Origin of the sequence: Pseudooceanicola spongiae, assembly GCF_014899185.1 — a bacterium.
GTDB classification, from domain to species: Bacteria; Pseudomonadota; Alphaproteobacteria; order Rhodobacterales; family Rhodobacteraceae; genus Pseudooceanicola; species Pseudooceanicola spongiae.
Map to the genome: position 1 here is coordinate 1,360,818 of NZ_CP045201.1, position 24,120 is coordinate 1,384,937.

Below are 24,120 nucleotides of genomic sequence, written 5' to 3' on the forward strand. Positions count from 1 at the left end.
CACCAGCAGGACAACGGGGTGTCCAATGATGGATTTGATCAAGATCCCTGCCTCAGGCAAACCAGCACTTGTGTGCGACCAGACCGTTCATCAGATCCTGGTTGGGATCTTCGACCCAGCCCTGCACATCGGTCGTGATGGCACAGATGAAGTCGTTGAACATCGGCAGGATAACCCCACCTTCGTCGCGCACCATGTAGGCCATCTGGCTGTACATTTCCTTGCGCTTCGCCTGGTCCAGCTCGCCCTTGGCCTCGACCAGCAACTTGTCGAAGGCAGGGTTGTCGAAGCGGGTATCGTTCCAGTCGGCCGTCGACAGATAGGCGGTCGAATACATCTGATCCTGCACCGGACGGCCACCCCAGTAAGAGGCGCAGAAGGGCTGCACGTTCCAGACGTCGGACCAGTAGCCATCGCCGGGTTCGCGCTTGATCTCCAGCGGGATGCCGGAGGCCTTTGCGGTCTGCTGGAACAGCGCCGAGGCGTCGAGCGCGCCCGAGAACGCCACATCAGATGTGCGCATCACGATCGGTGTGCCGTCATGGCCGGACTTCTTGTAGTGGAAGGCCGCCTTGTCGGGATCATAGGTGCGCTGCTCGATGCTGTCGTCGAACAGCGGATAGGAAGCGTTGATCGGGAAGTCGTTGCCGATGGTCCCGTAGCCCTGCAGCACCTTGTCGACCATTTCCTGACGGTTGATCGCGTATTTCAGCGCCAGACGCAGGTCGTTGTTGTCAAACGGCGCCGTGTTGCAATGCATGATGAAGACGTAGTGGCCCTTGCCGGAGACGTTCTTGACGTCGATGCTCGGGGCGCGGCCCATCAGGCCGGCAACTTTGGGGTCAATCCGGTTGGCGACGTGGATCTGGCCCGACTGCAGCGCCGAGGTGCGCGCGGTGTTGTCGTTGATCACCAGAATCTCGACGCCAGCAAAGTGACCCTGGCTCTCGTCCCAGTATTCGTCGAACTTTTCAAAGACGTAGCGCACGCCGGGCTCGTTCACCATGACCTTGTAGGCGCCGGTGCCGATGCCGGATGCGGGATCATCCATGCCGCCATTGGGCTCGATCACGAGGTGATAGTCGGCCATCAGATACGGCAGGTCGGCGTTGGCCTCGGTCAGGCTGACCACGACATTGTCGCCATCGACCTTCATGGACTCGATGCCCTGCATCACGCCAAGCGCGCCGGATTTCGAGTTCTCGTCCGAGTGGCGTTTCAGCGTCGCCAGAACGTCGTCCGGGGTCAGATCCTTGCCATTGTGGAACTTGATGCCCTTGCGGATCTTGAAGGTCCATTGCTTGGCGTCGGGGGTGCTTTCCACCGCTTCGGCAAGACGCATCTGCACGGGGCCGCCCTTGGGGTCCAGCTCGACCAGCGGATCACCGAACAGCTTGAGCAGCTGGAAGGTCACCTGGTTGGCCGCCAGCGCCGGATCAAGGGAGTCGGTCGAGCCGCCCCCCTGCATCCCGATCTTCAGCACGCCACCCTTTTGCGGTGTCTGAGCCTTGAGGCCCGTCGCCAGCATCGTGTTCGCAGCAGCGGCGGTCAGGCCGACAGCGGCAGCACGTCCAAGGAAGTTACGGCGGTTCATCTTGCCCTGCACAGTACGTGCCAGCATGTAGCGGAGTTCGTCGTTCATGTCTTGGTTCTCCCGGATGGTCACACGGTCACAAATTGCGCCGCATGGTTCTTAATTGACTGGTCAATAAACTGAGGCATCCTGTCACAGACGCAACGATTTTTTGCTCAGCCGTGCAAAAAAATCTCGTTTCAGGCTCACAGATGGTCGCGGCGCACCTCATCTTCGACATTCCGCTCATAGATCAGAACATCGTCCTGCCATGCTTCGATGCGGCCGGTCAGATAAAAGTGCGACGAGTCGCACCACATTTCCTGCACCGCTTCGGTGCGCAGACGGATTCCGTCGCGTTCAAGCTCCTGCGTCCAGTGGGTCCAGCCGCGGGCCGACAGCGGATCGTCCGGGTGGATCGTCCAGCGCTCGCGCGCGATCGACCCGGCAATCAAGCCATGATCGCCGTTGCGGCTTTTGCCGAAGTCATCCTCGATTACCAATGCAACGGTGCCGGTCTGATGATCGGTCTCGCTGCGGCGCACATGCGCGGCGGGGCGCAGGGTCTCTTCTTTCAGAGGCGCAGCACTCTCCGCTTCGGCAAAGGTGATCTCATCGCCCTGCGCGGTGGGACGGACCGGCAACGTCAGGGCCCCTTCGCTCAACGTCAGAGTGGTCGCCTCGGGCGCAGGCCAGATCATCGGCCAGTAGGCGGAAGACACGGCAACACGCAGCTTGTGCCCCTCAGGCAGGCGATAGGCGATGTGATCGAGCGCGAGGGTGATCTCAAACTCCGCGCCCGGGGTGAGTGCCTGCGGATCGGCATGGGAGGTGTGGTGCGTCAGGTTCAGCACACCCCAGCTGATCCGCGTCGAGGCGCCATCGGGGTGGACGTGGTTCAGCCGCACCGCGACCTGGCCTGCGGGCGTGTCGGCGCGCAGCTTCAGACGCAGCGACGGCGCGCCGAGGATATCGGTCTGCGGCAGAGGCGCGGTATCAAAGCACAGGGACAGAGCGTCATCCGCGCGCTGGTCGCCGGGCATTTCCGGCCCCAGCCAGATGGCACAGAACTCACCACCCTGCGCACCGCAATGCTGCGGCGAGGCGAGCGGCAGGTCCAGCGCGCCAGCGCCCTTGCCCAGTCCCTGCTCCGACAGATCCATCACGCGGTTTTCGATGTTGGCGGAGGGCCATTCGGCTTCCGTCACCCAACGCCCCGGGCGCGTTGCATACCAGGTCGCAGGGCGCACGCCGTCCATCAGATAGGCGGCATAGGCGGGTTCTTCGGCTACGCCGGTGTCGACACCCTTGAGGTGCTGATCCCACCAGCGCAGCGCTTCCTGCAGGAAACCGATGCGCGGCTCCGGCACCGCGAAGTGCGGGTATTTGTGCACCCAGGGTCCAACGATTCCGCGCACCGGTCCCTCAATGTTTTCAACCAGTTGTGGCACGGCGTTCTTGTAGCTGTCGCCCCAGCCGCCGACGGCCATGACCGCCGCCTTGATCGCACCGAAATCCTCGCAGACAGAGCCGTGCTGCCAATAGGCATCGCGGCGCTGATGGTTCAGCCAGGTGGTCGCCAGAAACGGCTGCGCGTCGAGGCGCTTGAGCCATTCCTCGCGCCAGTCGGCGCGCATGGCAGGATCAGGCGGACGCGACGAATAGGACCACATGGTCCCCGCCCAGCCGAGGTTTTCATTCAGCAGGCAGCCGCCCTTGTAGTGGATATCATCGGCATACCGGTCGACCGTGGAACACAGCGTGATGATCGCCTTCAGCGCGGGCGGCTGGAGTGCGGCCACCTGAAGCGAGTTGAACCCGCCCCAGCTGATCCCCATCATACCGACATTGCCACTGCACCAGTCCTGCGCCGCGATCCAGGAGATGACCTCGCAGGCGTCAGCCAGTTCCTGAGCGCTGTATTCATCCTCCATCAGCCCGTCGCTGTCGCCATTGCCGCGCATGTCGACGCGCAGGCAGGCATAGCCGTGACCGGCGAGATAGGGATGGGTCAGCGCATCGCGCGCCGTGGTACCGTCGCGCCGCCGATAGGGCAGAAACTCCAGCACCGCAGGCACGGGCCCTGCCCCCTCGGGCATCCAAAGCCGCGCCACCAATCTGGTACCATCGGCAAGGGGAATCCAGAGGTCGGGCGTTTCAGTGACAGGATATGGAAACTCGGTTCGTATCGTCATGCAGTATCCCTGCGCTGGCCAACGTGCCGTCCGGCTGCCGCAGGGCGCGGCAGATCGGCTTGGGCCGTGGCGATCTCATCAAGTGTCGTGAGGACGGAGGCATCCGCCGCACAGGTGTGCCCCGCAGCCATGTCGACATGCAGTAGCATCTGTTCGATGGTCGCAACGTCTGCCCCGTCGTCATCGCGGGTCAGGGACATCCAGATATGCAGGCGCTTGTCGTCATGGCTCAGCACCTGCACCGTTCCGGTCAGATGCGCACCCAGTTTTGCCTCGCCCAGATGGCGGATGTGGGTTTCGGCTGTGTAATAGCTGTGTCCCGCGGCCACGTAGTCGAGCCCTGCCCCGATCCGGGCGAGAAAGGCATCGACGATCTGCGACCCCGCGAACAGATAGCGGCTTTCCGTCATGTGGCCGTTGTAGTCAATCCAGCTCGGAAGCACCACCAGCTTTGTCGCCTCTGGAATAGCCGAGGTCGCTTTTGTCGTCTCGGCTTGCAGGGCCAGTCTGCGGTCGTGGTCGTTGAAGACCTTGCCCGCCCCCCAGTCACGGTCTTTGAGAGACCGCAGGAATGCCACAAGGTTGCCGTCCCGGATGCGCTCCAGATCGCGGATCGAGTGGTGTCCGGACTGCGCGTCGGACTGGCCTGCGATCAGGTCAACCAGCTCCTCGGTGAACTCGGGGACATCCATCAGCTTGGTCCAGGGCCAGGCCAGCGCGGGGCCGAACTGTTCCATGAAGTGCTTCATGCCCGCCTCGCCGCCTGCAATGCGATAGGTCTCGAACAGGCCCATCTGCGCCCAGCGAAGGCCGAAACTCATGCGGATGACGTCGTCGATTTCCTCCGTGGTGGCGATGCCGTCCTTGACCAGCCAGAGCGCCTCACGCCAGAGCGCCTCAAGCAAGCGGTCGCCGATATGCGCGTCGATCTCCTTGCGGACCTGCAGCGGAAACATCCCGATGTCGCGCAGCAGCTCCAGCACGCCGCCGGTGAAGTCAGCAGTGTTGGCAGCAGAGGGCACGATCTCGACCAGTGGCAACAGGTAGACCGGGTTGAACGGATGCGCGACGAAGATCACGCCGGGGTTGGTTGCGCCCTGTTGCAGTTCCGACGGCTTGAAGCCCGAGGTCGAGGAGCCGAGCGGTGCATCCGGCGCGGCAGCCTGAATTTCGGCGAAGACGCGATGTTTCAGCGCCAGTTGCTCCGAGACGCTCTCCTGAATGTAGGACGCGCCCGTCACCGCCTCGGCCACGGAACTGGCAAAGCTCAACGTCCCCTCAGCCGGCAGGCCGGTGTCGGAGAGCTGCGGCAGCGTGGCACGGGCATTTGCCAGCACTTCGCCAATCTTGCGCGCGGCCTGTGGATCAGGGTCGAAAACCGCGACATCCCAGCCGTTCAGCAGGAACCGGGCGGCCCAGCCGCCACCGATGACCCCGCCGCCAATGATCGCCGCCTTCATGCTGCCACCTTCGGCGCGCGCTTGGTCAGACCCAGCTTTTCGCGCACGGCGGCAGGCCCCATGACCCGCGACCCCATCGCCTCGATGATCGTCACGGCGCGCTCGACCAGCTGCGCGTTGGTCGCCAGCTGCCCCTTCGCCAGCCAGAGGTTATCCTCCAGACCGACCCGCACATTGCCGCCCGCCAACACCGACGCCGCGACATAGTTCATCTGGTCGCGCCCCAGTGTGAACGCCGACCATGTCCAGTCCTGCGGCACGTTGTTCACCATCGCCATGAAGGTATTCATGTCGTTCGGGGCACCCCACGGTACCCCCATGCACAGCTGCACCAGCGCGGGCGAGGTCAGCGTGCCCTCCTCCACCAGCTGCTTGGCAAACCACAGGTGGCCGGTATCAAAGGCTTCGATCTCGGGCTTGACGCCAAGCGCCGTCATCATGCCACCCATGGCGCGCAGCATCCCGGGCGTGTTGGTCATGACGTAGTCGGCTTCGGCAAAATTCATCGTGCCGCAATCCAGCGTGCAGATCTCGGGCAGGCAGTCGGCGATATGCAGCATCCGTTCGGTCGCGCCGACCATGTCACTGGCGGCGGCATTCACCGGAAAGGGCGCCTCGACCCCGCCAAAGACGATGTCGCCGCCCATCCCGGCGGTCAGGTTCAGCACGACATCCGTGTCGCTGTCGCGGATGCGCTCCGTCACTTCGCGGAACATCGCCGGATCGCGGGACGGCGCGCCGGTTTCGGGGTCGCGGACGTGGCAATGCACAATCGCCGCACCTGCCTTGGCCGCCGCGATGGCGCTCTCGGCAATCTGCTGGGGCGAGCGTGGTACATGCGGGCTGCGATCCTGCGTCGCGCCCGATCCGGTGACGGCACAGGTGATGAAAACGTCTTTATTGGCGGCCAGTGGCATGGAAACTCCTATCCGTATTGGCCCCGAGCGTAGCTGATTTGCCACGGCACATTTGACGATATATGCACATTCCATGACACATCGCGCCAATATTTTTACCCTCAGTCCGCACAGCGGTGCCAATGACATGCTGCAGCTGGATGTGCTGGTGATGCCGCAAGCCTCTCTGCTGACCCTGGGATCCGTGATCGACCCGCTGCGCGCTGCAAACCGGCACCTTGGGCGGCAGGCATTTCGCTGGCGGATCGTCTCTGTCGACGGCAGTCCGGTGGCGCTGACCTTTGGCATTCATCTGCCTGCCGATTGCGCACTGGAGCAGACGCAGGGCGCTGTGCTGCTCGTGCTGGCGGGGTACGGCGCGCCCGACATGGCGCAACGCGGGCTGCTGCATGACCTGCGCCATGCCGCCACCCGCGCCGAGATGATGATGACTGTCGACAGCGGCGCCTGGTTGCTGGCCGGCACCGGGTTGCTGGATGGCTGCCGCGTGACCACCCACTGGGAGGATCTTGAAGATTTCGCCGCCACCTTTCCCGAAGTGACGCTGGTGCCTGACCGCTATCTGATCACCCAGACCTGTGCCAGTGCAGCCGGGGCTGGCCCGGCGCAGGATCTGATGCTGGAGCTGATCGCGGCACGCCATGGCGCGGCCCTGGCCATGCAGGTCGCCGGCACCTTCATCACCTCGCGCCGCGCGGGAGAGGAAAGCCAGCTTGCCGCCATCGCCAGTGGACGACGCTCAGGCGGGGATCCGCGCGTCGCGGCCGCCATTGCCCGCATGGAGATGCTGATTGACCAGCCCGAAACCGCCGCACGGACTGCTCGTGCCATCGGTGTTCCGCTGCGCCGCCTGCAGCGATTGTTCGCAACAGAAATCGGCATGGGCCCCGGACAATATGCGCTGGAGCTGCGCCTGCAAGCCGCGCGGCGCATGGTGACCGATACCCGCCACCCGCTGGCGGAGGTTGCGCTGCGCTGCGGGTTTTCCGCGCAATCGGCCCTGAGCCGGGCCTTCACCACCCGCTTCGGCAAGCCCCCGTCCGCCCTGAGATAACTCTTAGCGCACGCCAGACAGATGTCGCACCGCCGCGATCAGGACGGCAAAGCCCTCCGCCGCACCGGGGCTCATGTGCCGGGCACGCAGCCAGGAGTGGATCATCTGCGGCTCACTGCGAAACCAAGCCTCGACCCCGGCCCGGATCAGGGCCACCGCATAATCGGCGGCGTCATCATGCAGCGGATCGAAAAACGCCCCCGTCACATAGGCCGGGGCCAGACCCGCATACTCCCCGGCGCTGAGGGGCTGCGCCTCAGCATCCCCTTCCGGTGCGCCCAGCAGATCGCGGTAGAACCGGACGTCCGCCGTGCTCAGCCCAGGTGCCTGCGCCATGCTGACGTAGGACCCACGCCCAAGGTCGCCGCCAAGTCCCGGATAAATCAGCGCCTGTCCGCGCAGACCCGCCCGACCTTCGCGCGCGACCCGTCGCGCCAGACCGGCGGCCAGCGTGCCCCCCGCACTGTCACCGATGACGACGACCTGCTGCCCGGTGCTGAGCAGATCTTTCAGTACCAGATCGCAGTCGTCGATCTGCGCAGGCCACAGATGCTCCGGAGCGAGCCGGTAATCGACAGCTGTCAGACGCGCACCGACACCCTCCGAAATCTCGGCACATATCGCGTGGTGACTGTCGAGCGAGCCGACAACAAAGCCGCCGCCGTGGATATACAGCAGATGCACATCTGAGCGCAAAACCTGCGGCGTGTAGCGGCGCACAGGCACCTGCCCTCCCACGACGTCATCAATCCACGTCACCGAGGCCGCCGTGGCCGAGAAGGCCGCGCAGAGCGCATCGTACCACGTCCGCTGCTGTGCAATCGTGGCATCAGTCGCGCCCTCGGGATAGAACGCATCACATTGCGCAATGAACTCAAGGATCTCAGTTTCCGTCGGTCTTTGAGATTGGTCGGTCATGTCCGCGCCCTTTCGCTGTCTTGCCTGCCCATAGGTTTCACGGTGGCGATTTGCAGACAAGCAGCTTTGCCCATCCCCCCCCCATCAGCGCGTGAGCAATTTTGCGCCCATTCTCACCGGGGAACTTCGCGCCGTAAATCTTGGTTAAGAAACGTCCATAATACCTTTGTTTGTATTGCAAACTTCCCCTAGGGCACATTTCCAAGAGAGAGTGTGTGTGTCGTCGCGCAAGAGCCATCGAAACCCACAGATTGCGGATAACCGCAATTATTAACCAAAGCGGTCTCGCTCGATCAACTTCGCCCTATATTTACATGCTGACGGCGTGTGATGGGCGAAAGTCTGATCCTTGAAGGGCACTCTGATCCGTACCGGAAATCTGCGCAGTTGCAGCGGACCGGCATGGCAAGGTGGCGCAAGTTTCAAATCCAAAAGACGTGTCAGACGTATTTCGATTTGAGGCAAGAGAATGAAAGACCACACGCTGCCGATACAGCTTGACGCTCAGGATGAAGACATCCTCGACATCGCGCTCAAGACAATGCGCGAACATCTTGGCATGGATGTCGCCTATCTGTCCGAGTTTGTCGACGGTCGCGCCGTGTTTCGTGCCGTCAGTGCGCCGGGGCTGGAGGACATGATACAGCCCGGCCAATCCATCGACATACGTGAGGTCTATTGCCAGCACATTCTGGACGGAAACCTGCCTCAGGTGATCAAGGATACCAGCCAGCACCCGATTGCAACGGCTTTGCCAATCACCCGGAACATGCCGATCGGCAGCCACGTCAGCGTGCCCGTGACCCGCGAAGACGGCAGCGTTTACGGCATGTTCTGCTGCCTCAGTTCGACCCCCAACCCAACGCTCAACCCGCGCGACCTCAGCGTGATGGAAACTTTTGCCAATATCGCGTCGAAGGGTCTGAACGTCACGCTGGGCCGGCGCGCCGAACGGGCGGCACGGGTCAGCAGAGTTGATCAGGCGATCAAGGAGAACCAGATCGAGGTTTTCCTGCAGCCGATCTTCACGCTTGAGCCGCGCGCACTTTCCAGTTTCGAGGCGCTCAGCCGGTTCAGGTCAGTCCCCTACCGCACGCCGGATCTCTGGTTCAAGGATGCCCTCAGCGTCGGGCGTCAGGTTGAGCTTGAGATGATGGTCATTCGTCAGGCCCTTGTCCATGTTCCGAAACTGCCGAACAACGTGCGGCTTTCGGTCAATGCCTCGCCCGAGACGATTGCCTCCGGTTTGCTGACCGAGCTGCTGACCACAGTCAGACCGGATCGGCTGATTCTGGAGGTGACGGAACATGCGATCATCGAGAACTACAGTCAGTTGCAGGTCGAGGTTGAAACCCTGCGCAGTCTGGGTGTCAGGATCGCTGCCGACGACGTCGGTGCCGGGCATTCGGGCCTGACGCAGCTGCTGCGCATGAAACCCGATGTCATCAAGCTCGACATCGAACTCGTGCGCGGGATTGATCAGGATTCCGCCAAGCGATCCCTTGTCATGGGCATGACCCACTTCGCAGCCGATATCGGAGCCAAGCTGGTCGCAGAGGGGATCGAAACCGAAGCGGAACTGGAAACCCTTCGCCAGCTGAAGGTTCACAAAGGACAAGGATACCTTCTTGGACGCCCGGAGGCCGCCGCGAGTGCATTGGCACGGCGGCTTGAAAGCATCTGATCGCCCTGTTCTGATCAGAGACAGTCCGTTTTGACCTATCATGTTGGTGCAGGCGAGAGATGAGTCCGGATCCGACCAGTTGGCGGCCGCGTTCAACTTCAGCGCGGCAAAATCATCAGTTGCAGCACGGCGTTGATCACCATTTCGCAGCGAAAATCACAGATCAGCGAACACAGGAGGGCTTGGCGTGTGCCGTGATCCCACGGGTCAAAGCGGGCCTTGGACTTGTTTGCAGTCGACCAGCCATCCCAACCACTGGTGCTTAGCGGCAACGCAAGGGCAGTTCACTCCTGCTCACGCAAAACAAAAAAATCATACAACAGGTGCTGCCGGACCGCGTGTTCCTGCGCACGCGAAAATCTATTCGCAGCAGGGAAAAATACACGGGCTTCTTAAGTATCTGTACGTGCGCCGCAGCTGCCGGTGTGGTTCTGGCCACTCAGATGACAGGTGCCGCACAGGCTGATTTCGCCGCCGTGGGCAATGCCAAGCCCGCAATCATCCTGTTTGGCCTGACCAATGACGGCGGCTGGTCCCTGTCGATCGACGAGGCCCGTGTCACACTCGAAAACGAGCTGGACCTGCGGATCCCCGAAGTTGCCGAGATCCCTGAAAGCGCCACGGCCATACGCACCGCGGCTGAGCTGTTCATTGAGCGCGGCTCGAAAATCATCCTCGGCTCGGCCTTCGGCTCTTCGGACACCTTCAAGGAGCCGTCCGAAGAATACCCCGACATCCTCTTCATCACCCCCGCCGGCACCATCAATGGCCCTAACCTGAAAAGCGTCTAGGGCAGGACCTATGAGACGCAGTACCTGTGCGGCATGGTGGTGGCCTCACCAAGACCAACAAGATCGGCTTCGTGGCAGCCAACCCTTTGGCCTCGTGAACTGGACCGTGAACGCCTATCTGCTTGCTGGGCGCGCGTCAGGTTGAACCCTGCGGCCGAACTCAGCGTCGTGTTCACCGGCGCGTGGGGGATCCGGTGAAAGAACGCGCCGCGGCCGAAGCCCTGATTGAACAGGGGTTCGATGTTGTCGGCCAGCACATCGACACACTGAAACCGCAGATCGTTGCCGCGGAAAAGGGCATTTACGCCAAGGGCCACCATCGTGACCTGTCTGAATTCAGCGCCGCAACGCAGGGTTCCTCCGTCTGGACCTGGGCAGGCGTCCTCAAGCCCGAAATTGAAAAAATCGCCGCCGGTGACTTTGAACCGGCCCCCTATGGCGCCTTCCTGTCCATCGCAGACGACGCGATTGATATGGCCCGCTGCGGTGATGCCGTCTCGGACGAGGTGAAGACAAAGGTTATGGCCGAACGGGATACGATCATCGCAGGCAAGCAGATCTTCGCAGGTCCGCTGAGCGATCGCGACGGTGTCGCGCGCGTCGCCAAGGATGCAGTGCTCAGCGATGGCGATCTATGGGCGATGGATTGGTTCGTGCCCGGTGTTTCTGGTCAGTGAGCCGCAGGGAAACATGACGATGAAAGACGCGCTGCGCCTTTGCTCTGTGTTGAAAAGCTTCGGGGGCTTTCGCGCCTCGACAGCGTGGACTTCGCTGTAAAGCCTGGCGAGGTCCACGCGCTTCTGGGGGAGAACGAGGCGGGCAAATCCACCCCGGTGAACATTGCCTGCGGGCTCTACGCCCCGGATGAAGGCCATATCGGAATTGACGGCAAACCGGTCACACTTGCCGGGGCACGGGATGCCGCCGCGATGGGGATCGGCATGGCGCATCAGCACTTCAAACTGGTGTCAGCCTTCAGCGTTCTGGAAAACATCATGCTGTTCAATCCGCGCCGCCCTGCCGCTCAGGTCGCCCGGGTCGCAGGGGCCTCGCGGCTCTTGATATGGACCGGGCTGAGCCAGCCGGCGCGCAAAACCTGTGCAATGCCGCGCGCATCCGTCCGGTCAGTCTTGTTTCTCATTGCTCAAAGAGCGGCATTGACGTGACGCGCTTGCATGCAGACCGTTTCGAACCCGGCAGACTTCAGGCCCGAGAACAGGTGCTGGCTCATGGCACTCGCTTCAAACCCGACCAGGGTCAGGGGCTGAACAAACCTGTTGAGGCAGACAGCGATCTCGGCAATTTCAAACGTCACGCTCCGCTCCAGCACAACCTTGCCTTTGGCATCGACGATGCAGATCGCCACAGAGCCCAGTGACACGTCCAGTCCAGCGTCGTCGTCCACGCTTCTCTCCTGAGCTGCAGATCCATCTGCAGTCTAACCAGAGCCGGACCCCGCCGTGCAGGGCAGCCCGCAGCATCATTGAGCGCTGCAGCGACGCGCCGAGCGGCAGCTTTCGGGAAGGTCGTCACAGGATGTTGCGCCGGCAGCATCGTTGTCCCCGCACCAGATACGAATGGTGTGGAAGTGCAGACTACCGGTGGTTGCGGTGAACCCAAGGCAGATTGGGCGGAAAAGCTCATGCCGCGGCGCCGCAAGTCGGCTGTGATCCCTCTTTTCCAGTTGACTCGGTGTGGGGCAAAGGCGGCTGCACAAGTTCGTGCCGGGCCTAAAGCGCAAAATGCCCTGTGGCTCCAAACTTCCATTTGGCAGCGTACGGATGGCTGGCTTCGGACGTTTTTAAACTCCGTCAGCGATCCATCTGCGCTTAACAGTCTGGTTCGCAGCTACGAGACTTTTACGCACCCTAGGCCCAATCGATGGCCCTCATGGTCGTCCAGTCTGGCCGACTTACGTTCGGCCCACGACCCGAAGCACCGCGTCGGTTGGTCAGCCGGGAACGTCTACGCCTCACCCACTCGCCTCCATACTGCAGGTTTAAGACGTGGATGTTGCAAGGGTGATGGGGTAGTCTTGGTTGCTATGATACGAAGCGGAAATGCGCGCGGATCCTCCGGCGTGGCCGTGTCAGGTTATCGCATAAGAACTGCCCCAATTTCTGCCGCAGGTGCTGAACAGCCAAGGGCCAGAGTGGGCCAGCAGGGTCAGCGCCCGCGATACAGGCCCGCCTCAACGGTTTCCAGAAGATCCTTTCGAGACACCGGCTTCATCAGGCGGATGTCGCCTGGAGACAGACCATTTCCGTGAGCTGTCGCTTCTGAGGCATAACCCGACAGGAAAACGAACGCTGTTTGAGGGCGCAGCAGCCGACATTCCTTGGCCAGATCCGGCCCCTGCAGGCGTCCCGGCATCACGATATCCGTGAGGACCATGTCGAATTCGGGATCAGCCTGAAACAGCTCAAAAGCGATGTCGCCGGTGACGGCGGTTGTCACATCGTAACCTGCCGAAACAAGCGTTTTCTTGAGAACGGCCATGACCTCGGGCTGGTCTTCCGCGAGCAAGAGACGCGCGTGCGGCGCCTGAGCTGCGGTGCCTGTCCCTGGCTGAGCCCCTGCGTCTTCGCCCTGACGTTCCTGCGACACGGCAGGAAAATAAAGCGTGAAGCAGGCGCCTTCCCCCAGTCTAGACTCGACCTCGATCATGCCGCCGGACTGCCTGGCAAAACCTTCGACCATCGACAGGCCAAGACCGGTGCCCTGCCCCACGGATTTCGTCGTGAAAAAGGGATCGTAAATCTGGTCGATGATCTCGGGCGGGATGCCCGGCCCGGTGTCGGTGAGCGATACCAATACATAGTCACCCGCCGGCAGGATCTCTTGACCGGCACGGGACACGGTTGCATCAATGGTCAGGTTCGCCGTCTGGATCGTCAGCTTGCCGCCGGTGTCCATGGCATCGCGCGCATTCACGATCAGATTGAGAAGAGCACTCTGCAGGGAACTCTGGTCGATCCGAACCGGCCACAGACCCTCCTGAAACAGCGTGTTGAATTCGATATTCGACGGGATCGTGCGCCGCATCCAGCGCTCTGTTTCCCGCACCGTCTGGTTCAGGTCCAGAACCGTCGGGTCCAGCCGTGCCTTGCGCGCATACGCCAACATGCTGCGGGTCAGATCCGCGCCGTGCTTCACGGCCTTTATACCGGCCTCAATCAGCGTGCTTGTCTCGTTGCCGTCAAAGTCCTGTGCATCGAGTTCCAGTTGCAGAAGTTCGAGATTGCCCATGATGACGGCAAGCAGGTTGTTGAAATCATGCGCCACCCCGCCGGTGAGCTGCCCTATTGCCTCCATTTTCTGAGCTTGTTGAAGCTGCTTCTGGCGCGTGCGTTCTTCGGTGACGTCCTCTATCAGGGAAATGACACCGTTGCCGCTTGTCGGGATTTCCGTAGCGATGACCGTGCGACCGCTCGTCTGTTCGTGCAGCCAGCGCTGCCGTTTGATGCGCGCGCCCCGGATCCGCTCCCGGACGTATTCCTCTGGATCGTCATAACCGAACTGACCGGCCATATTAGCGGCAGAATTTCGGACAATATCCCTGAACGGGACACCGGGCACGAGCAGGTGGCTGCTGATCGGCAGCATGGTTCTGTACAGGGAGTTGCACATGACCAGTTCAAATTTATGATCGTAGTACGCCACCCCAAGCGGCAGCGCCTCACTGCCTTCGAACAGAATGTCCCGCAGGCGGCTCAGCATGCGTTCACTGGTCTTACGTTCGGAGATGTCGATATTGGTGCCGACGATCCGGACAACCTCGCCGTCGCGTATGGTCAGAAATGCCCGCGCCAGAATGTCGATCCAGCTGTTGTTCCGGTGCCGGACGCGAAACTCGACTTCTGGCGTTCTGGTGGCGTTCGGCGAGGGCCGGATCACGACAGCGCCGACACGCTCCTGGTCGTCAGGGTGAACGAGCGCCATGAATGTGTCTATGTCGGGCGGTGCGTCTTCCTCGGTGAAGCCCAGCATTTCGAGCCAGCGTGGCGAAAGATATGTCTCTCCAGTCTCGACATTGTGGTCCCACAGTCCGTCATTCGCGCCCTGCATGGCGAGCGAAAACCGTTCTTCGCTGATCTTGAGGTTTTCGGTCCCCTCTGCCACGCGCTGTTCCAGATTGGCGTTCAGGTCGGACAGCTGACGGCGAAGGTGGACCAGATCCGAAATGTCATATTCGATGAGGACCGCAGCCGTCGCGCCCGTTGCCGGATCGCGGCCTCTGTGCCCCCTGATCCGGTGCGTGCGTGGTCCGTTTTGGGTCTGGACGTCAATTTCAGCCTCAAACACATCAGCGTTCCTGACAGCGTCAAACAGGGCCTCTATCTTATCCTGGCCGCCCAGCCGTTGGATCAGATCCTCCGCATCGTCCGGCTGAGTGCCGTAACATTCAAAAGATGCGGCATTCTGCGCCAGTAGCACCCCGGAGAGGGAAAACATGCTGAGGATGGCACCGGAATATCGCACGGCTTCCCCGATCCGCGCTGCCTGTAAATCCGGCCCAATGTCGCGTTTGCCCGTGATTTCAACCAAGAGCGCCGACCGGCCCCCGTCAATCAAGATCGGTTGAAACTGCACCGTGACGGAAACAGGTTCGTCCCAAGGGTAAAGTGTCCAGGCCGCCTGGCGCAATTGAGGGTCATCCGGAGACAAATACATCCGCCGCAGCCGCCGCCGCACGCTTGCGCTGTCGGAAGAAAAGTCGCGCGCTATCAGCTCTTCAAGGCTCCCCGTTCGCCAGAACACCTGCGCGGCCTTGTTCCCCCACCAGATCCTGTGCTCGTCTAAGTCAAAGATCCAGACGGGCGCAGAGAGCGATTCCAGAACGGCAACACAGGACAGATCGGAGATGCTGAGTTTTGGCATGTGAAATCTTACTATCTTAGCAAAAGTTGCCCAAGCTTGCGGATCGTTAAATCATTTCCCAAGTTCGAACACACCAGAATTGCGAGGGTAATGGCGTTGGCACATCCTGACATAGAATGACTCGCTCCAGAATGCACCCATTATGGTGTTTTCGCATTATCAAGGCCGAGGTTTTCGGCGTAGGCGTCGCCTATGCAAGCTCGGAGCCATTGTCAGCCTAATCCGTTCGGTACTGAGACCAGAATATTTGTCCTGGCGTTTCGGTCATCCTGGGCATGGCGTCTTTTTCGATATCCAATATTGCAAGCGATGAACTTCAGAATGACTTCCATTCTCCCAATTCCAGCTGAAGAAATCTTATAAATGAAGGCATCCACACGGCGACGATAACGGGCTCATTGCGCACCGGCAGAAGCTGTAAGCTCGGCCTGATCACCGATCAGTCATCGAGCTGTGTGAATACTGCGCCATGATCGACCGACCGCTTTGGTGATGCAACAAAACCGCTCTGTCTTTGGGCCTCTGAGGTCAGTTGGTGATTGAACGCGTTGCCGAAGCCTCGGAGCATCGTCTTCACCCCGATATCCGAGTCCTGCGCCCCAATATTGACCCACTGAACATATGCTCCTGCTACTAAGGAGAAGGCAGCAATGTGTGTGACGATGGACGGGAGCATCAAACGTTGGACTGCGAAGCGGAAGACAGCCCAGGTGATCGCGATCATTCAAGGCGAGACAACGGTGGCCGCAGCGGGCCGATCCTTCGATCTGACACCCTCTGAGATCGAGAGCCGGGTCGGGGATGCCAAGCGCGGCATGGAACTCGAAGCGGACCGTGGCTGCAGCGCAGCCGCCCAAGCCCCGAGGATGTCCCCGCTGGCCAATCCGTTCTACATCCATGCCCACTACGACAAGCCGCTTAAAAATCTGCAGGAGGCCTATGGCGAGGCGATGCTTGAATTGCGCGCCCGACAAAAGTTGCAGACCCTCATGGTGAGGCCCTGAGCCGCTCTTGGTTCGAGGTCAGGGCCGAACGGAGGACGGCAATTGATCCGGACGCTCGTTGAGGGCCTTCTGGTCGAGGGCCTCGCGGTGTCGATCGCCAGGCTTGGCCCCTTGGTTCGGCGTGCCGCTTCGGACAGCCTATGACAAACCGATCAAGTCAGCGCCGAAGATCGATCCGCGCTTCGCAGACCCGATCAAGGCGATGATCGAGCAGGAGTTCCTGCTGAGGTCGGACAACGGTATTGTGTTCACCAGCCGTCCCTTCACGGCACAGGTCGCGCAGCGACGGGCTAAAGCAGGAGCTCATCACCCATTCGCCCGTTCTCTCGGACCGATGACGCGCTCCACATTGCCCATAGCAGAACGGCAATGTGGAGCGCGTCATCGGGACACTCAAGGAGCAATGTGTTCACCGCCATCGCTTCGAGAGCATCCAGCATGCGAGCCGAGTCATCGGCGACTGTATCAGCGTCTACAACACCCGCCGCCCTCATCAGGCAATTACCATGCCCCCCATGCCGACGCATTCAGGTGAGCGGCTTAAACTCAGCAGATGCAGATGGGTCGATACATCGACACCATTCCCGGTAAGTGCCAATGCCCGCCATTTTACTGCGTTCAGCCCCCTCGCCCCGGCCCCAGCCATTTCAATGAAAATCCCGGCTTGGGAACAGGCGCTTGGCCTGATCGCGGGGGTGGTGGGCGCGGGGTGGATAGCGGGCTGGGCGCGGGGCATCGTCGGCCTGCGGTTGGGTGATGCCGACAGCCTCGTCCATCGGGTGGCCGAGGTCGGAGATGCGGTGCGACAGATCCTCGATGCGCTCCGCGATCAGATGCACGACGATGCCTTCGCGCTGCAAGTGCCCGGTCACGCGCAGCAAACGGCCCCCCATGACGATGCGCCGGAACCGCTCATACACCTTCGGCCAGACGACGATATTGGACACGCCCGTCTCATCCTCCAGCGTGAGGAAGATCACCCCGGACGCCGTGCCGGGACGTTGGCGGGTGATCACGAGGCCGCAGACGCTGGTGCGTTTCAGCGGCGCAGTGGCAAGCTCGGCATGCGGCGTCAGCCCGGGGATCGAGGGGCGCAGCAGCTCCATCGGGTGCGCGCGCAGAGTGAGACGCAGCGAGACATAATCCTCGACCACCTCCTCGCCCAAGTGCATCTGCGGCAGCGTCACGACAGGCTCCTGCCCGCCCTCCCCGTCCAGCGGATCGGCAAACAGCGGCAGCGGCGCAGGCGCGGAAATCGCCTTCACCGCCCAGAGCGCATCGCGCCGTGTCAGCCCCATGCCGGTGAAGGCATCCGCCTCGGCCAGACGCTCCAGCGTGGCGGGCGCAACCCCGGCGCGCAGCCACAGGCTCTCGGGATCGGGATAGCCATTGCCACGTGCCCCAACGATCCAGCCCGCGTCTTCCTCGCGGAAGCCCTTGATCTGGCGGAACCCCAGCCGCAGCGCCAGCGTGCCATCGGCGCGACGTTCCAGAGTGTTGTCCCAAGCGCTGTTGTTGACGCAGACGGGCCGCACCTCGACGCTATGTTCGCGGACATCGCGCACGATCTGGGCCGGGGCATAGAACCCCATCGGCTGGGCGTTCAGCAGCGCGCAGGCAAAGACCGCCGGATGATGGCACTTCAGCCAGGACGACACATAGGTCAGCATCGCAAACGCCGCCGCATGGCTTTCGGGAAAGCCGTAATCGGCAAAGCCTTCGATCTGGGCAAAGCAGGCCTCGGCCACCTCCTGCGCATAGCCATTGCGCCGCATGCCGCGAATGAAGCGATCCCGATGCGCGCCGATGGTGCCCATGCGCCGGAACGACGCGAGCGAGCGGCGCAGATGATCCGCCTCCTCGGCCGAATAGCCCGCACCGACAATGGCAATCTGCATCGCCTGCTCCTGAAACAGCGGCACGCCGAGGGTCTTGCGCGTCACCTCGCGCAGCGCCGGGCCAAAGGGTTCGGGCTGCTCCAGCCCCTGACGGCGGCGGATATAGGGCTGCACCATGCCGCCCTGGATCGGACCGGGGCGCACGATGGCGACCTCGATCACCAGATCGTAGAACACCCTCGGCTTCATGCGCGGCAGAAAGTTCATCTGCGCCCGGCTCTCCACCTGAAACACCCCCACCGCATCGGCGCGACACAGCATGTCATAGGTGTGCTCATCCGCCTGCGGCACCGTCTCCAGGCTCAGATGCCGCTGCTCATGCTGGGCGAGCAGGTCAAAGGCCTTGCGGATACAGGTCAGCATCCCCAGGCTCAGCACATCGACCTTCAGGATGCCCAGGGCGTCGATATCATCCTTGTCCCACTCGATGACCGTGCGCCCCTCCATCGCCGCGTTCTCGATCGGGCAGAGCTCATCCAGCCGCCCCTTGGTGATGATGAAGCCGCCGACATGCTGCGACAGATGGCGGGGAAAGCCGATGATCTCGCCGATCAGCCGCAGGGTCTGCGACAGGCGGCGATCCTCGGGGTTCAGCCCCAGCTCGCGAATGCGGTCCGGGTCGGCGCCCTTGTTCGACATGCCCCAGATCTGGCCCGACAGGCTCGCCGTCACGTCCTGGCTCAGGCCCATCACCTTGCCGACCTCACGAATGGCGGCGCGGCTGCGAAAGTGGATCACCGTGGCGCAGAGCCCTGCCCGCTCGCGCCCATACTTTTCATAGATCCACTGGATGATCTCCTCACGCCGCTCATGTTCGAAATCCACGTCGATATCCGGCGGCTCGCCCCGGTGACGCGAGATGAAGCGCTCAAAAACCATGCCGATCATGTCGGGCGACACGTCCGTGATCCCAAGCAGATAGCACAGAATCGAATTCGCCGCCGAGCCGCGCCCCTGACAGAGGATCCCGCGCGAGCGCGCCTCGGCCACGATGTCATGCACCGTCAGGAAATAGGCGGCATAGCCGAGCTCGCCCACAAGGCTCAGCTCCTTTTGCAGCAGCCCATGCACCCGGTCCGTCGCGCCACGGGGATAGCGGCGAAAGAGCCCCTCCTCCGCCAGCCGCGCCAGCCGCTCCTGCGGTACTTCGCCCTGCGACAGCTCGTCGGGGTATTCATAGCTGAGCTCGGACAGATCGAAACTGCACCGGTTCGCAATGTCCTGCGTGCGCCGCAGCGCCGCCGGATGGTGGCGATAGAGCCAGCCCATATCACGGGCACTCTTCAGGCGACGCTCGGCATTCAGCAGCGCCCGCGTACCGATCTGGTCAATCGTCACCCCGCGCGCAGGCAGGTCAGCACATCCGCCAGCTGACGCCGCGCACCGTGGTGCATCAACACATCGCCAACCGCGACCATCGGCGCCGAGGTCCGCAGCGCCAGCTGCGCGCAAGCGTTGAACCAGCCCTGATCCGACCCGTCATAGCGCGGCGCCGCACCAAGAAACACCGCCCCCGGATAGCAGCGCACCAGCCGCTGGATCGGCGCGCGGGCCTGCGCCAGATCGGGGGGCGGCAGCGCGATCAGCAGCATCCCCTGACAGCCACGCTCCAGATCCGCCAGATCGAGATGACACTCCGCCTTGCCGGCGCGCCGCTTGCCAAGGGTCAGCAGCCGCGACAGCCGCTGATAGGCGGCCCGGTCGGTCGGCAGCGCCAACCACTCCACCGCGCAATCACGCAACACCAGACGGGTGCCGACGATCAGCCGGGGCAGCACCACCCCCTCAGGGCGCGCCAGATCCCTAGGCTCGCCAGTTTCCTGCCGCGAACAGGGGTCGATCTGGTGGGTCGAGCGGATGCGCAGATCCCCCTCGGCCTCGGCCCGCAACGTCTTCAGCGCACTATAGGCCCGCACCACCCCCGCCAGCGTGTTGCGATCGGTGATGGCAATCGCGCTCAGCCCCAGCTCGGCGGCGCGCAGCACCAGCTCCTCCGGATGCGATGCCCCTGTCAGGAAGGTGAAGTTCGAGGTCACGCACAGCTCGGCATAGCTCATATGAATTCTCCCTGTACAAACCAGCCCGGGTTCTGCGGCGTGTAGAACAGCCAGAGCCGCCGCCCCTCCCGCGTTTCAACCTTCCAGTAATCCCGCAGACCAGAGCGCCAGCTGTCGTCCTCCAGCCACCACTCCGGCGCGATGCGCTCTGGCCCCGTGGCACGACCCGTGGTCAGCGACATCCGCCGCCAGCGAAACCGCTCGGGCGGGCGGGCGCCCTCGGCGCTGATCGCCTCGGGCGGGAACAGGCGCAAAGGGCGCGGGCGATGAGAGTGCCAGCCGCTTTCAGCCGCGCTGAACGCCGCAGGCGCGACGATAAAACTCCGCTCCGGAATATGGCTGTCGGCGGGCAGAAAGCGCTGGACGTTTTCTAGACCGATCCGCGTGCCGATCCGGGTGATCAGGTCGTTCAGCTGATCGGGCTGCACCTGCGCCGAGAGGCCGATCTGCTGCACCGGCAGCGCCTCGACCACCGTCGCCTCCAGCCGCATGACGTCGATGCCATAGCCCGCGTCGATATCGCCGAGCCCGCGTTCAAACAGCGGCAGGATGCGCCCGGCGTCCCGCATCGCACTGGCCAGCCGCAGCTCAACCTGCTGGCTGCCCTGATCGACCCGGCGCAGCGTCAGCACCAGCGTGCGCGCCCCTGCCCCCTGCGCCTTCAGCTTGTCACAGAGCGGCGCCAACAGACGCTCCGTCGCGGACATGACATCGGGGAGCAGGCCGATCGGGTCGGGAAAGCTCAGCCGCACGCCGTAGTGCGGCGGCTCGGCGCCGGGGCTGATCGCCTCGGGCACATCGCCCAGGGCCTGATCCAGCCGCAGCAACACACCGGGGCCGAAGCGGCGCGCCAGCGGGGCGCGGGCCGTCGCCTTCAGGTCGCCGATGCTGCGCAGGCCCAGCCGTTGCAACCCCGTCACCACCTCCGCCTCAAGACGCAGCGCGGCAACCGGCAGAGCGTCAAGCACCCCCGTCGTCTGGCCATAATGCGCCAGCGCCCAGGCCGCCCCGCGCGTGTCGCCCAGCCCCAACCGCAGTGTCAGGCCCGACCGCTCGGCCCGGGCGCGCATGTCGTCCAGCATCGCCGCCTCGCCGCCCCAGAGGTGGGTCGAGCCGGTGACATCCAGCACCAGACCATCCTCGCCCTCGCGCCCCACCCAGGGGCAATAGCGCGTCGCCCACCGGCGCAGCGCGCCCAGAAACCGCGCATCCAGATCGGGGCGTGCGGGCTGACTCAGCAGGTTGGGGCAAAAGGCGCGGGCATCGGCAAAACTCATGCCGCGATGCAGACCAAGGGTTTCGGCCTGAGCGTTCAGGCAATAGATCCGCTCAGCGTTCTTGTCGGTCAGGGTCAGCGCAAAGGGCGCCTCAACCGGGCGCGCCTTCAGAACCCGGTCGCAGGCCAACCGGGGAAACCACATGCACACGACGCGCTTCCTGAGACCATCGAACATTCCAAGCCCCAATAGTTCCTGATTTGTTCTTAATAATTTCCCAACGCATCAGAGTCGAGTCTTCCCTTTCGTCATCGAACTCGGGGCGCACCCGCCAGCGCGTCTCGGCCGCGTTCGAGCCCATGCCCTCAGGGATCAGGCACAGCCCCGTGGTGCCGCCCGCCTTCGCCGCCAATTGCAGCCGCCGCCCCTCGCGCAGATCCAGCGGGCGGGTGATCTCGATCAGCACGCAGGAGAGAGCGCCATCGCGCAGGGCTTCCTCGGCCACGGCGAGGCTGTCGACCTCCTGCTGCGTCCGCGCGATCAGCATTTGAGCCGGTTCACATACCGACAGGATACCGACGGGATACAGACCCTCTTTTTGCCACGCTGGCCGGATCCAGAGCGCGCGCCCCTGCCCCGCCGCCATCACCGCAAACGCAGCCGCCCCCGGCCCGCAGGCCTCATGGACGCGCCCGGGGCGCAAAGGGAAAATGGTGGCGAAATCTGGCAGCATGGCGCGGATCATAACAAGAACGTGGCCGCAATCCAACAGGTCCAGCGCGAGAAAATCTCTGCAAGATAGAGCTATGCCTCCCTGTCAGGATCAGAGCGAATGCAGACCCGATACAGCGAAAAAGCTCCCCAGAGAGAAACTTCAGCTCTTGCTCACCATTAACCGATATCGGCAAAGCTTACGCAGTGGAATTTGCAAACTCATCCTTTCGACCAGAGCCTGCAATGCTGCATGACACGACGCCGTTAGAAAAATCTGACAGTGCCGGCAAGCGCAGCATTTTGCCCGCTCGGCTGTGTACTCTTCGGCCGAAGCTGCCATTCTCTAGATGAGCTTTTCGAAGTACACGCGATTGAAACCGTCTTCTGTCTTTCGTTCGATCTCTCGATAGCCAAGATGGGGGTAGATAGACAGATTTTCGGTCATTTTCTCATTCGTGTAGAGTTTGATCGATTTTGCGTTTGATCGTTTTGCTTCTGACTCGCAAAAGGCTATCAGCCGCTTTCCAATACCTCGCCCCACTGCATTTTGACGCACAGCAACATTTTCAAAAAGAACGTGTTCTCCCTCATGATAAAAGACGATAAACCCAAGCATATCGGCGTCCCGCCCAACGGCGACATGCAACACCCCTGAAGCGATAAGCGATGCAAAATCGGCAACCATCGGTGCAGGCTTCTTACCCATTGCCGCAACGTAGCGGCCATATGCACCCTCCGCACATTCTCGAACGGCTATTTCATCCGCGGCGTGCGCCTGCCTGATGTCAAAACCCTTGCCCATACTCACTCCATACTGCCCGTTAATTGATACTACTGCTGCCAGGCAGCTATGAGCAAGAAGGGCTCTGACCGGATTTGCGGCGGCGCAGTGCCCACATTTTCAGCGTAGGGTGCCACTGACGGGTTGTGGTGTGTGCATGAGACCGCTCCCAGCCTTTTCGCGATGCTCGGGCCAAGCGCAGCAATAGCTATGCTGCAGCCGCGCGATACTGAGGTCGATTTCCTGAAAGCCTACACTCGGCGCGCAACTGCAGATCTGGATGAGGTTGCAGACGGCTCGACCGGCAGCGATGCGAAACCGGGCCTTGTAAACGAGGCATGTGAAAGCCTCCTCTACAATCCGCACAAGGATTGCGTCTTGCTGACGCGCCAGTTCCGGCTCCCGGCGTATCTGAACGGTGGGTTCGCTGCACTGGTCGAGGCGCCTGCGGGGCTAGAAGGCACTTTTACAGACACGAGCTTTGGCGGAGCAGTCATTGGTGCCGCCGCAACGAACCTACACTTTGTCCGCTCTGAAGAATGTCGACCGCGCACAAAAGCGGCAGAGGCCCTCAGCGTCTGCTCTTGTCGCGGCGGCACAGCGCAAAATATGACAGAATCCGTTCTGAAAGTCGGGTTTCCCAGATCCGCTTGGATCGCTTCTCTGCCGGTCGAGAAGCTTGCATCAATTGAACGCGGCAGCGGCGTGTTGAGCATCAGCATCCAGAAAACTGGCCTCGGGATCTCGCGGCAGCAGCATAACTATAGCTGTGCCACGAACGAAGAACTCGAACGGCCTTTCCTTCGCTTGTCGACGCCAAGGCAATTTCCTCAGGGAGCAATCAGTGCGCTGCGGTGCTACAAGTCTGGTTCGGCCCAACAAGACGAAGACTGCGGCCATCATGGATAATGCGATCTCCAGAAAATGTATCGTGTTTTTCAAGGTCGATCCGAGCCACGTCCAGAGGCACGCGGAG

17 protein-coding genes and 2 pseudogenes are annotated in these 24,120 nt (G+C 62.2%); 8 read left to right on the plus strand and 11 right to left on the minus strand.

Translation table 11 applies throughout. The features are described from left to right. Positions 1-52: 52 nt before the first annotated feature. The 4 genes from F3W81_RS06485 to F3W81_RS06500 form a co-directional block, all read right to left on the minus strand. On the minus strand, positions 53-1,642 hold the full coding sequence (locus F3W81_RS06485) for an ABC transporter substrate-binding protein (protein WP_193082809.1): 1,590 nt from the start codon (positions 1,640-1,642) through the stop codon (positions 53-55). Between the two features lie 137 nt (positions 1,643-1,779). Further along, a complete protein-coding gene (locus F3W81_RS06490; RefSeq protein WP_193082810.1) occupies positions 1,780-3,768 on the minus strand; it encodes a CocE/NonD family hydrolase in 1,989 nt (662 codons plus the stop codon). Continuing rightward, positions 3,765-5,228 (minus strand): carnitine 3-dehydrogenase, encoded by a 1,464-nt coding sequence (locus tag F3W81_RS06495; RefSeq protein ID WP_193082811.1) that lies wholly within the window; start codon positions 5,226-5,228, stop codon positions 3,765-3,767. Before F3W81_RS06495 ends, F3W81_RS06490 begins: the two co-directional genes overlap by 4 nt. Then, entirely contained in the window at positions 5,225-6,145 is a 921-nt protein-coding gene (locus tag F3W81_RS06500) for a BKACE family enzyme (protein ID WP_193082812.1), read from the minus strand. Before F3W81_RS06500 ends, F3W81_RS06495 begins: the two co-directional genes overlap by 4 nt. Positions 6,146-6,218: 73 nt before the next feature. On the opposite strand from F3W81_RS06500, the gene F3W81_RS06505 reads away from it, so the two are divergent. Continuing rightward, on the plus strand, positions 6,219-7,199 hold the full coding sequence (locus F3W81_RS06505; RefSeq protein ID WP_193082813.1) for a GlxA family transcriptional regulator: 981 nt from the start codon (positions 6,219-6,221) through the stop codon (positions 7,197-7,199). A 3-nt stretch (positions 7,200-7,202) separates the two neighbouring features. On the opposite strand, the gene F3W81_RS06510 is transcribed toward F3W81_RS06505, so the two are convergent. Next, positions 7,203-8,117 carry an alpha/beta hydrolase gene (locus tag F3W81_RS06510; protein ID WP_193082814.1) on the minus strand — a complete coding sequence of 305 codons (915 nt, stop codon included), beginning with the start codon at positions 8,115-8,117 and terminating at the stop codon, positions 7,203-7,205. A gap of 469 nt (positions 8,118-8,586) precedes the next feature. On the opposite strand from F3W81_RS06510, the gene F3W81_RS06515 reads away from it, so the two are divergent. The 4 genes from F3W81_RS06515 (at position 8,587) to F3W81_RS06525 (ending at position 11,758) form a co-directional block, all read left to right on the plus strand. Next, complete coding sequence (locus F3W81_RS06515) at positions 8,587-9,801, plus strand: sensor domain-containing phosphodiesterase (protein WP_193082815.1); 1,215 nt, start codon at positions 8,587-8,589, stop codon at positions 9,799-9,801. A 443-nt stretch (positions 9,802-10,244) separates the two neighbouring features. After that, complete coding sequence (locus F3W81_RS20800; protein ID WP_226941887.1) at positions 10,245-10,592, plus strand: BMP family ABC transporter substrate-binding protein; 348 nt, start codon at positions 10,245-10,247, stop codon at positions 10,590-10,592. 182 nt (positions 10,593-10,774) lie between these two features. Beyond that, positions 10,775-11,269: a type 1 periplasmic-binding domain-containing protein gene (locus F3W81_RS20805; protein ID WP_407692464.1), complete on the plus strand. Its 495-nt coding sequence runs from the start codon at positions 10,775-10,777 to the stop codon at positions 11,267-11,269. Between the two features lie 84 nt (positions 11,270-11,353). Further along, complete coding sequence (locus F3W81_RS06525) at positions 11,354-11,758, plus strand: ATP-binding cassette domain-containing protein (RefSeq protein WP_226941889.1); 405 nt, start codon at positions 11,354-11,356, stop codon at positions 11,756-11,758. On the opposite strand, the gene F3W81_RS06530 is transcribed toward F3W81_RS06525, so the two are convergent. Together F3W81_RS06530 and F3W81_RS06535 are read right to left on the minus strand one after the other, a co-directional pair. Beyond that, positions 11,737-11,997, minus strand: coding sequence for a hypothetical protein (locus F3W81_RS06530; RefSeq protein ID WP_193082817.1), 261 nt, complete (start codon positions 11,995-11,997; stop codon positions 11,737-11,739). The two genes, F3W81_RS06525 and F3W81_RS06530, sit on opposite strands and share 22 nt — an antisense overlap. Before the next feature lie 761 nt (positions 11,998-12,758). Beyond that, on the minus strand, positions 12,759-15,473 hold the full coding sequence (locus F3W81_RS06535) for an ATP-binding protein (protein WP_193082818.1): 2,715 nt from the start codon (positions 15,471-15,473) through the stop codon (positions 12,759-12,761). Between the two features lie 710 nt (positions 15,474-16,183). On the opposite strand from F3W81_RS06535, the gene F3W81_RS06540 reads away from it, so the two are divergent. Both F3W81_RS06540 and F3W81_RS21150 read left to right on the plus strand, forming a co-directional pair. Then, positions 16,184-16,477, plus strand: a complete 294-nt coding sequence (locus F3W81_RS06540) for a transposase (protein ID WP_226941890.1) — start codon at positions 16,184-16,186, stop codon at positions 16,475-16,477. A gap of 371 nt (positions 16,478-16,848) precedes the next feature. Beyond that, positions 16,849-16,923: pseudogene (locus F3W81_RS21150) on the plus strand (hypothetical protein); the annotation flags it as partial. A gap of 201 nt (positions 16,924-17,124) precedes the next feature. Here the strand turns inward: F3W81_RS21150 and F3W81_RS06550 are convergent. From F3W81_RS06550 to F3W81_RS06565, 4 genes and pseudogenes are all read right to left on the minus strand, one after another. Beyond that, positions 17,125-20,432 (minus strand): annotated as a pseudogene (locus F3W81_RS06550) (error-prone DNA polymerase). Continuing rightward, a complete protein-coding gene (locus tag F3W81_RS06555) occupies positions 20,429-21,886 on the minus strand; it encodes a Y-family DNA polymerase (protein ID WP_193082820.1) in 1,458 nt (485 codons plus the stop codon). The pseudogene F3W81_RS06550 and the gene F3W81_RS06555 overlap by 4 nt, the downstream one beginning before the upstream one ends. Then, entirely contained in the window at positions 21,801-22,382 is a 582-nt protein-coding gene (locus F3W81_RS06560) for an ImuA family protein (RefSeq protein ID WP_193082821.1), read from the minus strand. Before F3W81_RS06560 ends, F3W81_RS06555 begins: the two co-directional genes overlap by 86 nt. Before the next feature lie 324 nt (positions 22,383-22,706). After that, a complete protein-coding gene (locus F3W81_RS06565; RefSeq protein WP_193082822.1) occupies positions 22,707-23,165 on the minus strand; it encodes a GNAT family N-acetyltransferase in 459 nt (152 codons plus the stop codon). A 189-nt stretch (positions 23,166-23,354) separates the two neighbouring features. Between F3W81_RS06565 and F3W81_RS20815 the strand changes: the two genes are divergently transcribed. Continuing rightward, on the plus strand, positions 23,355-24,053 hold the full coding sequence (locus tag F3W81_RS20815) for an NUDIX hydrolase (RefSeq protein WP_226941891.1): 699 nt from the start codon (positions 23,355-23,357) through the stop codon (positions 24,051-24,053). Positions 24,054-24,120 lie beyond the last annotated feature (67 nt).

Bases quoted from the DNA above. Each gene is read 5' to 3' on its own strand.
- F3W81_RS06485 (WP_193082809.1), bottom strand. From the start codon at position 1,642: ATGAACGACGAACTCCGCTACATGCTGGCACGTACTGTGCAGGGCAAG.
- F3W81_RS06490 (WP_193082810.1), bottom strand. From the start codon at position 3,768: ATGACGATACGAACCGAGTTTCCATATCCTGTCACTGAAACGCCCGAC.
- F3W81_RS06495 (WP_193082811.1), bottom strand. From the start codon at position 5,228: ATGAAGGCGGCGATCATTGGCGGCGGGGTCATCGGTGGCGGCTGGGCC.
- F3W81_RS06500 (WP_193082812.1), bottom strand. From the start codon at position 6,145: ATGCCACTGGCCGCCAATAAAGACGTTTTCATCACCTGTGCCGTCACC.
- F3W81_RS06505 (WP_193082813.1), top strand. From the start codon at position 6,219: ATGACACATCGCGCCAATATTTTTACCCTCAGTCCGCACAGCGGTGCC.
- F3W81_RS06510 (WP_193082814.1), bottom strand. From the start codon at position 8,117: ATGACCGACCAATCTCAAAGACCGACGGAAACTGAGATCCTTGAGTTC.
- F3W81_RS06515 (WP_193082815.1), top strand. From the start codon at position 8,587: ATGAAAGACCACACGCTGCCGATACAGCTTGACGCTCAGGATGAAGAC.
- F3W81_RS20800 (WP_226941887.1), top strand. From the start codon at position 10,245: ATGACAGGTGCCGCACAGGCTGATTTCGCCGCCGTGGGCAATGCCAAG.
- F3W81_RS06535 (WP_193082818.1), bottom strand. From the start codon at position 15,473: ATGCCAAAACTCAGCATCTCCGATCTGTCCTGTGTTGCCGTTCTGGAA.
- F3W81_RS06555 (WP_193082820.1), bottom strand. From the start codon at position 21,886: ATGTTCGATGGTCTCAGGAAGCGCGTCGTGTGCATGTGGTTTCCCCGG.
- F3W81_RS06560 (WP_193082821.1), bottom strand. From the start codon at position 22,382: ATGCTGCCAGATTTCGCCACCATTTTCCCTTTGCGCCCCGGGCGCGTC.
- F3W81_RS06565 (WP_193082822.1), bottom strand. From the start codon at position 23,165: ATGGGCAAGGGTTTTGACATCAGGCAGGCGCACGCCGCGGATGAAATA.
- F3W81_RS20815 (WP_226941891.1), top strand. From the start codon at position 23,355: ATGCTGCAGCCGCGCGATACTGAGGTCGATTTCCTGAAAGCCTACACT.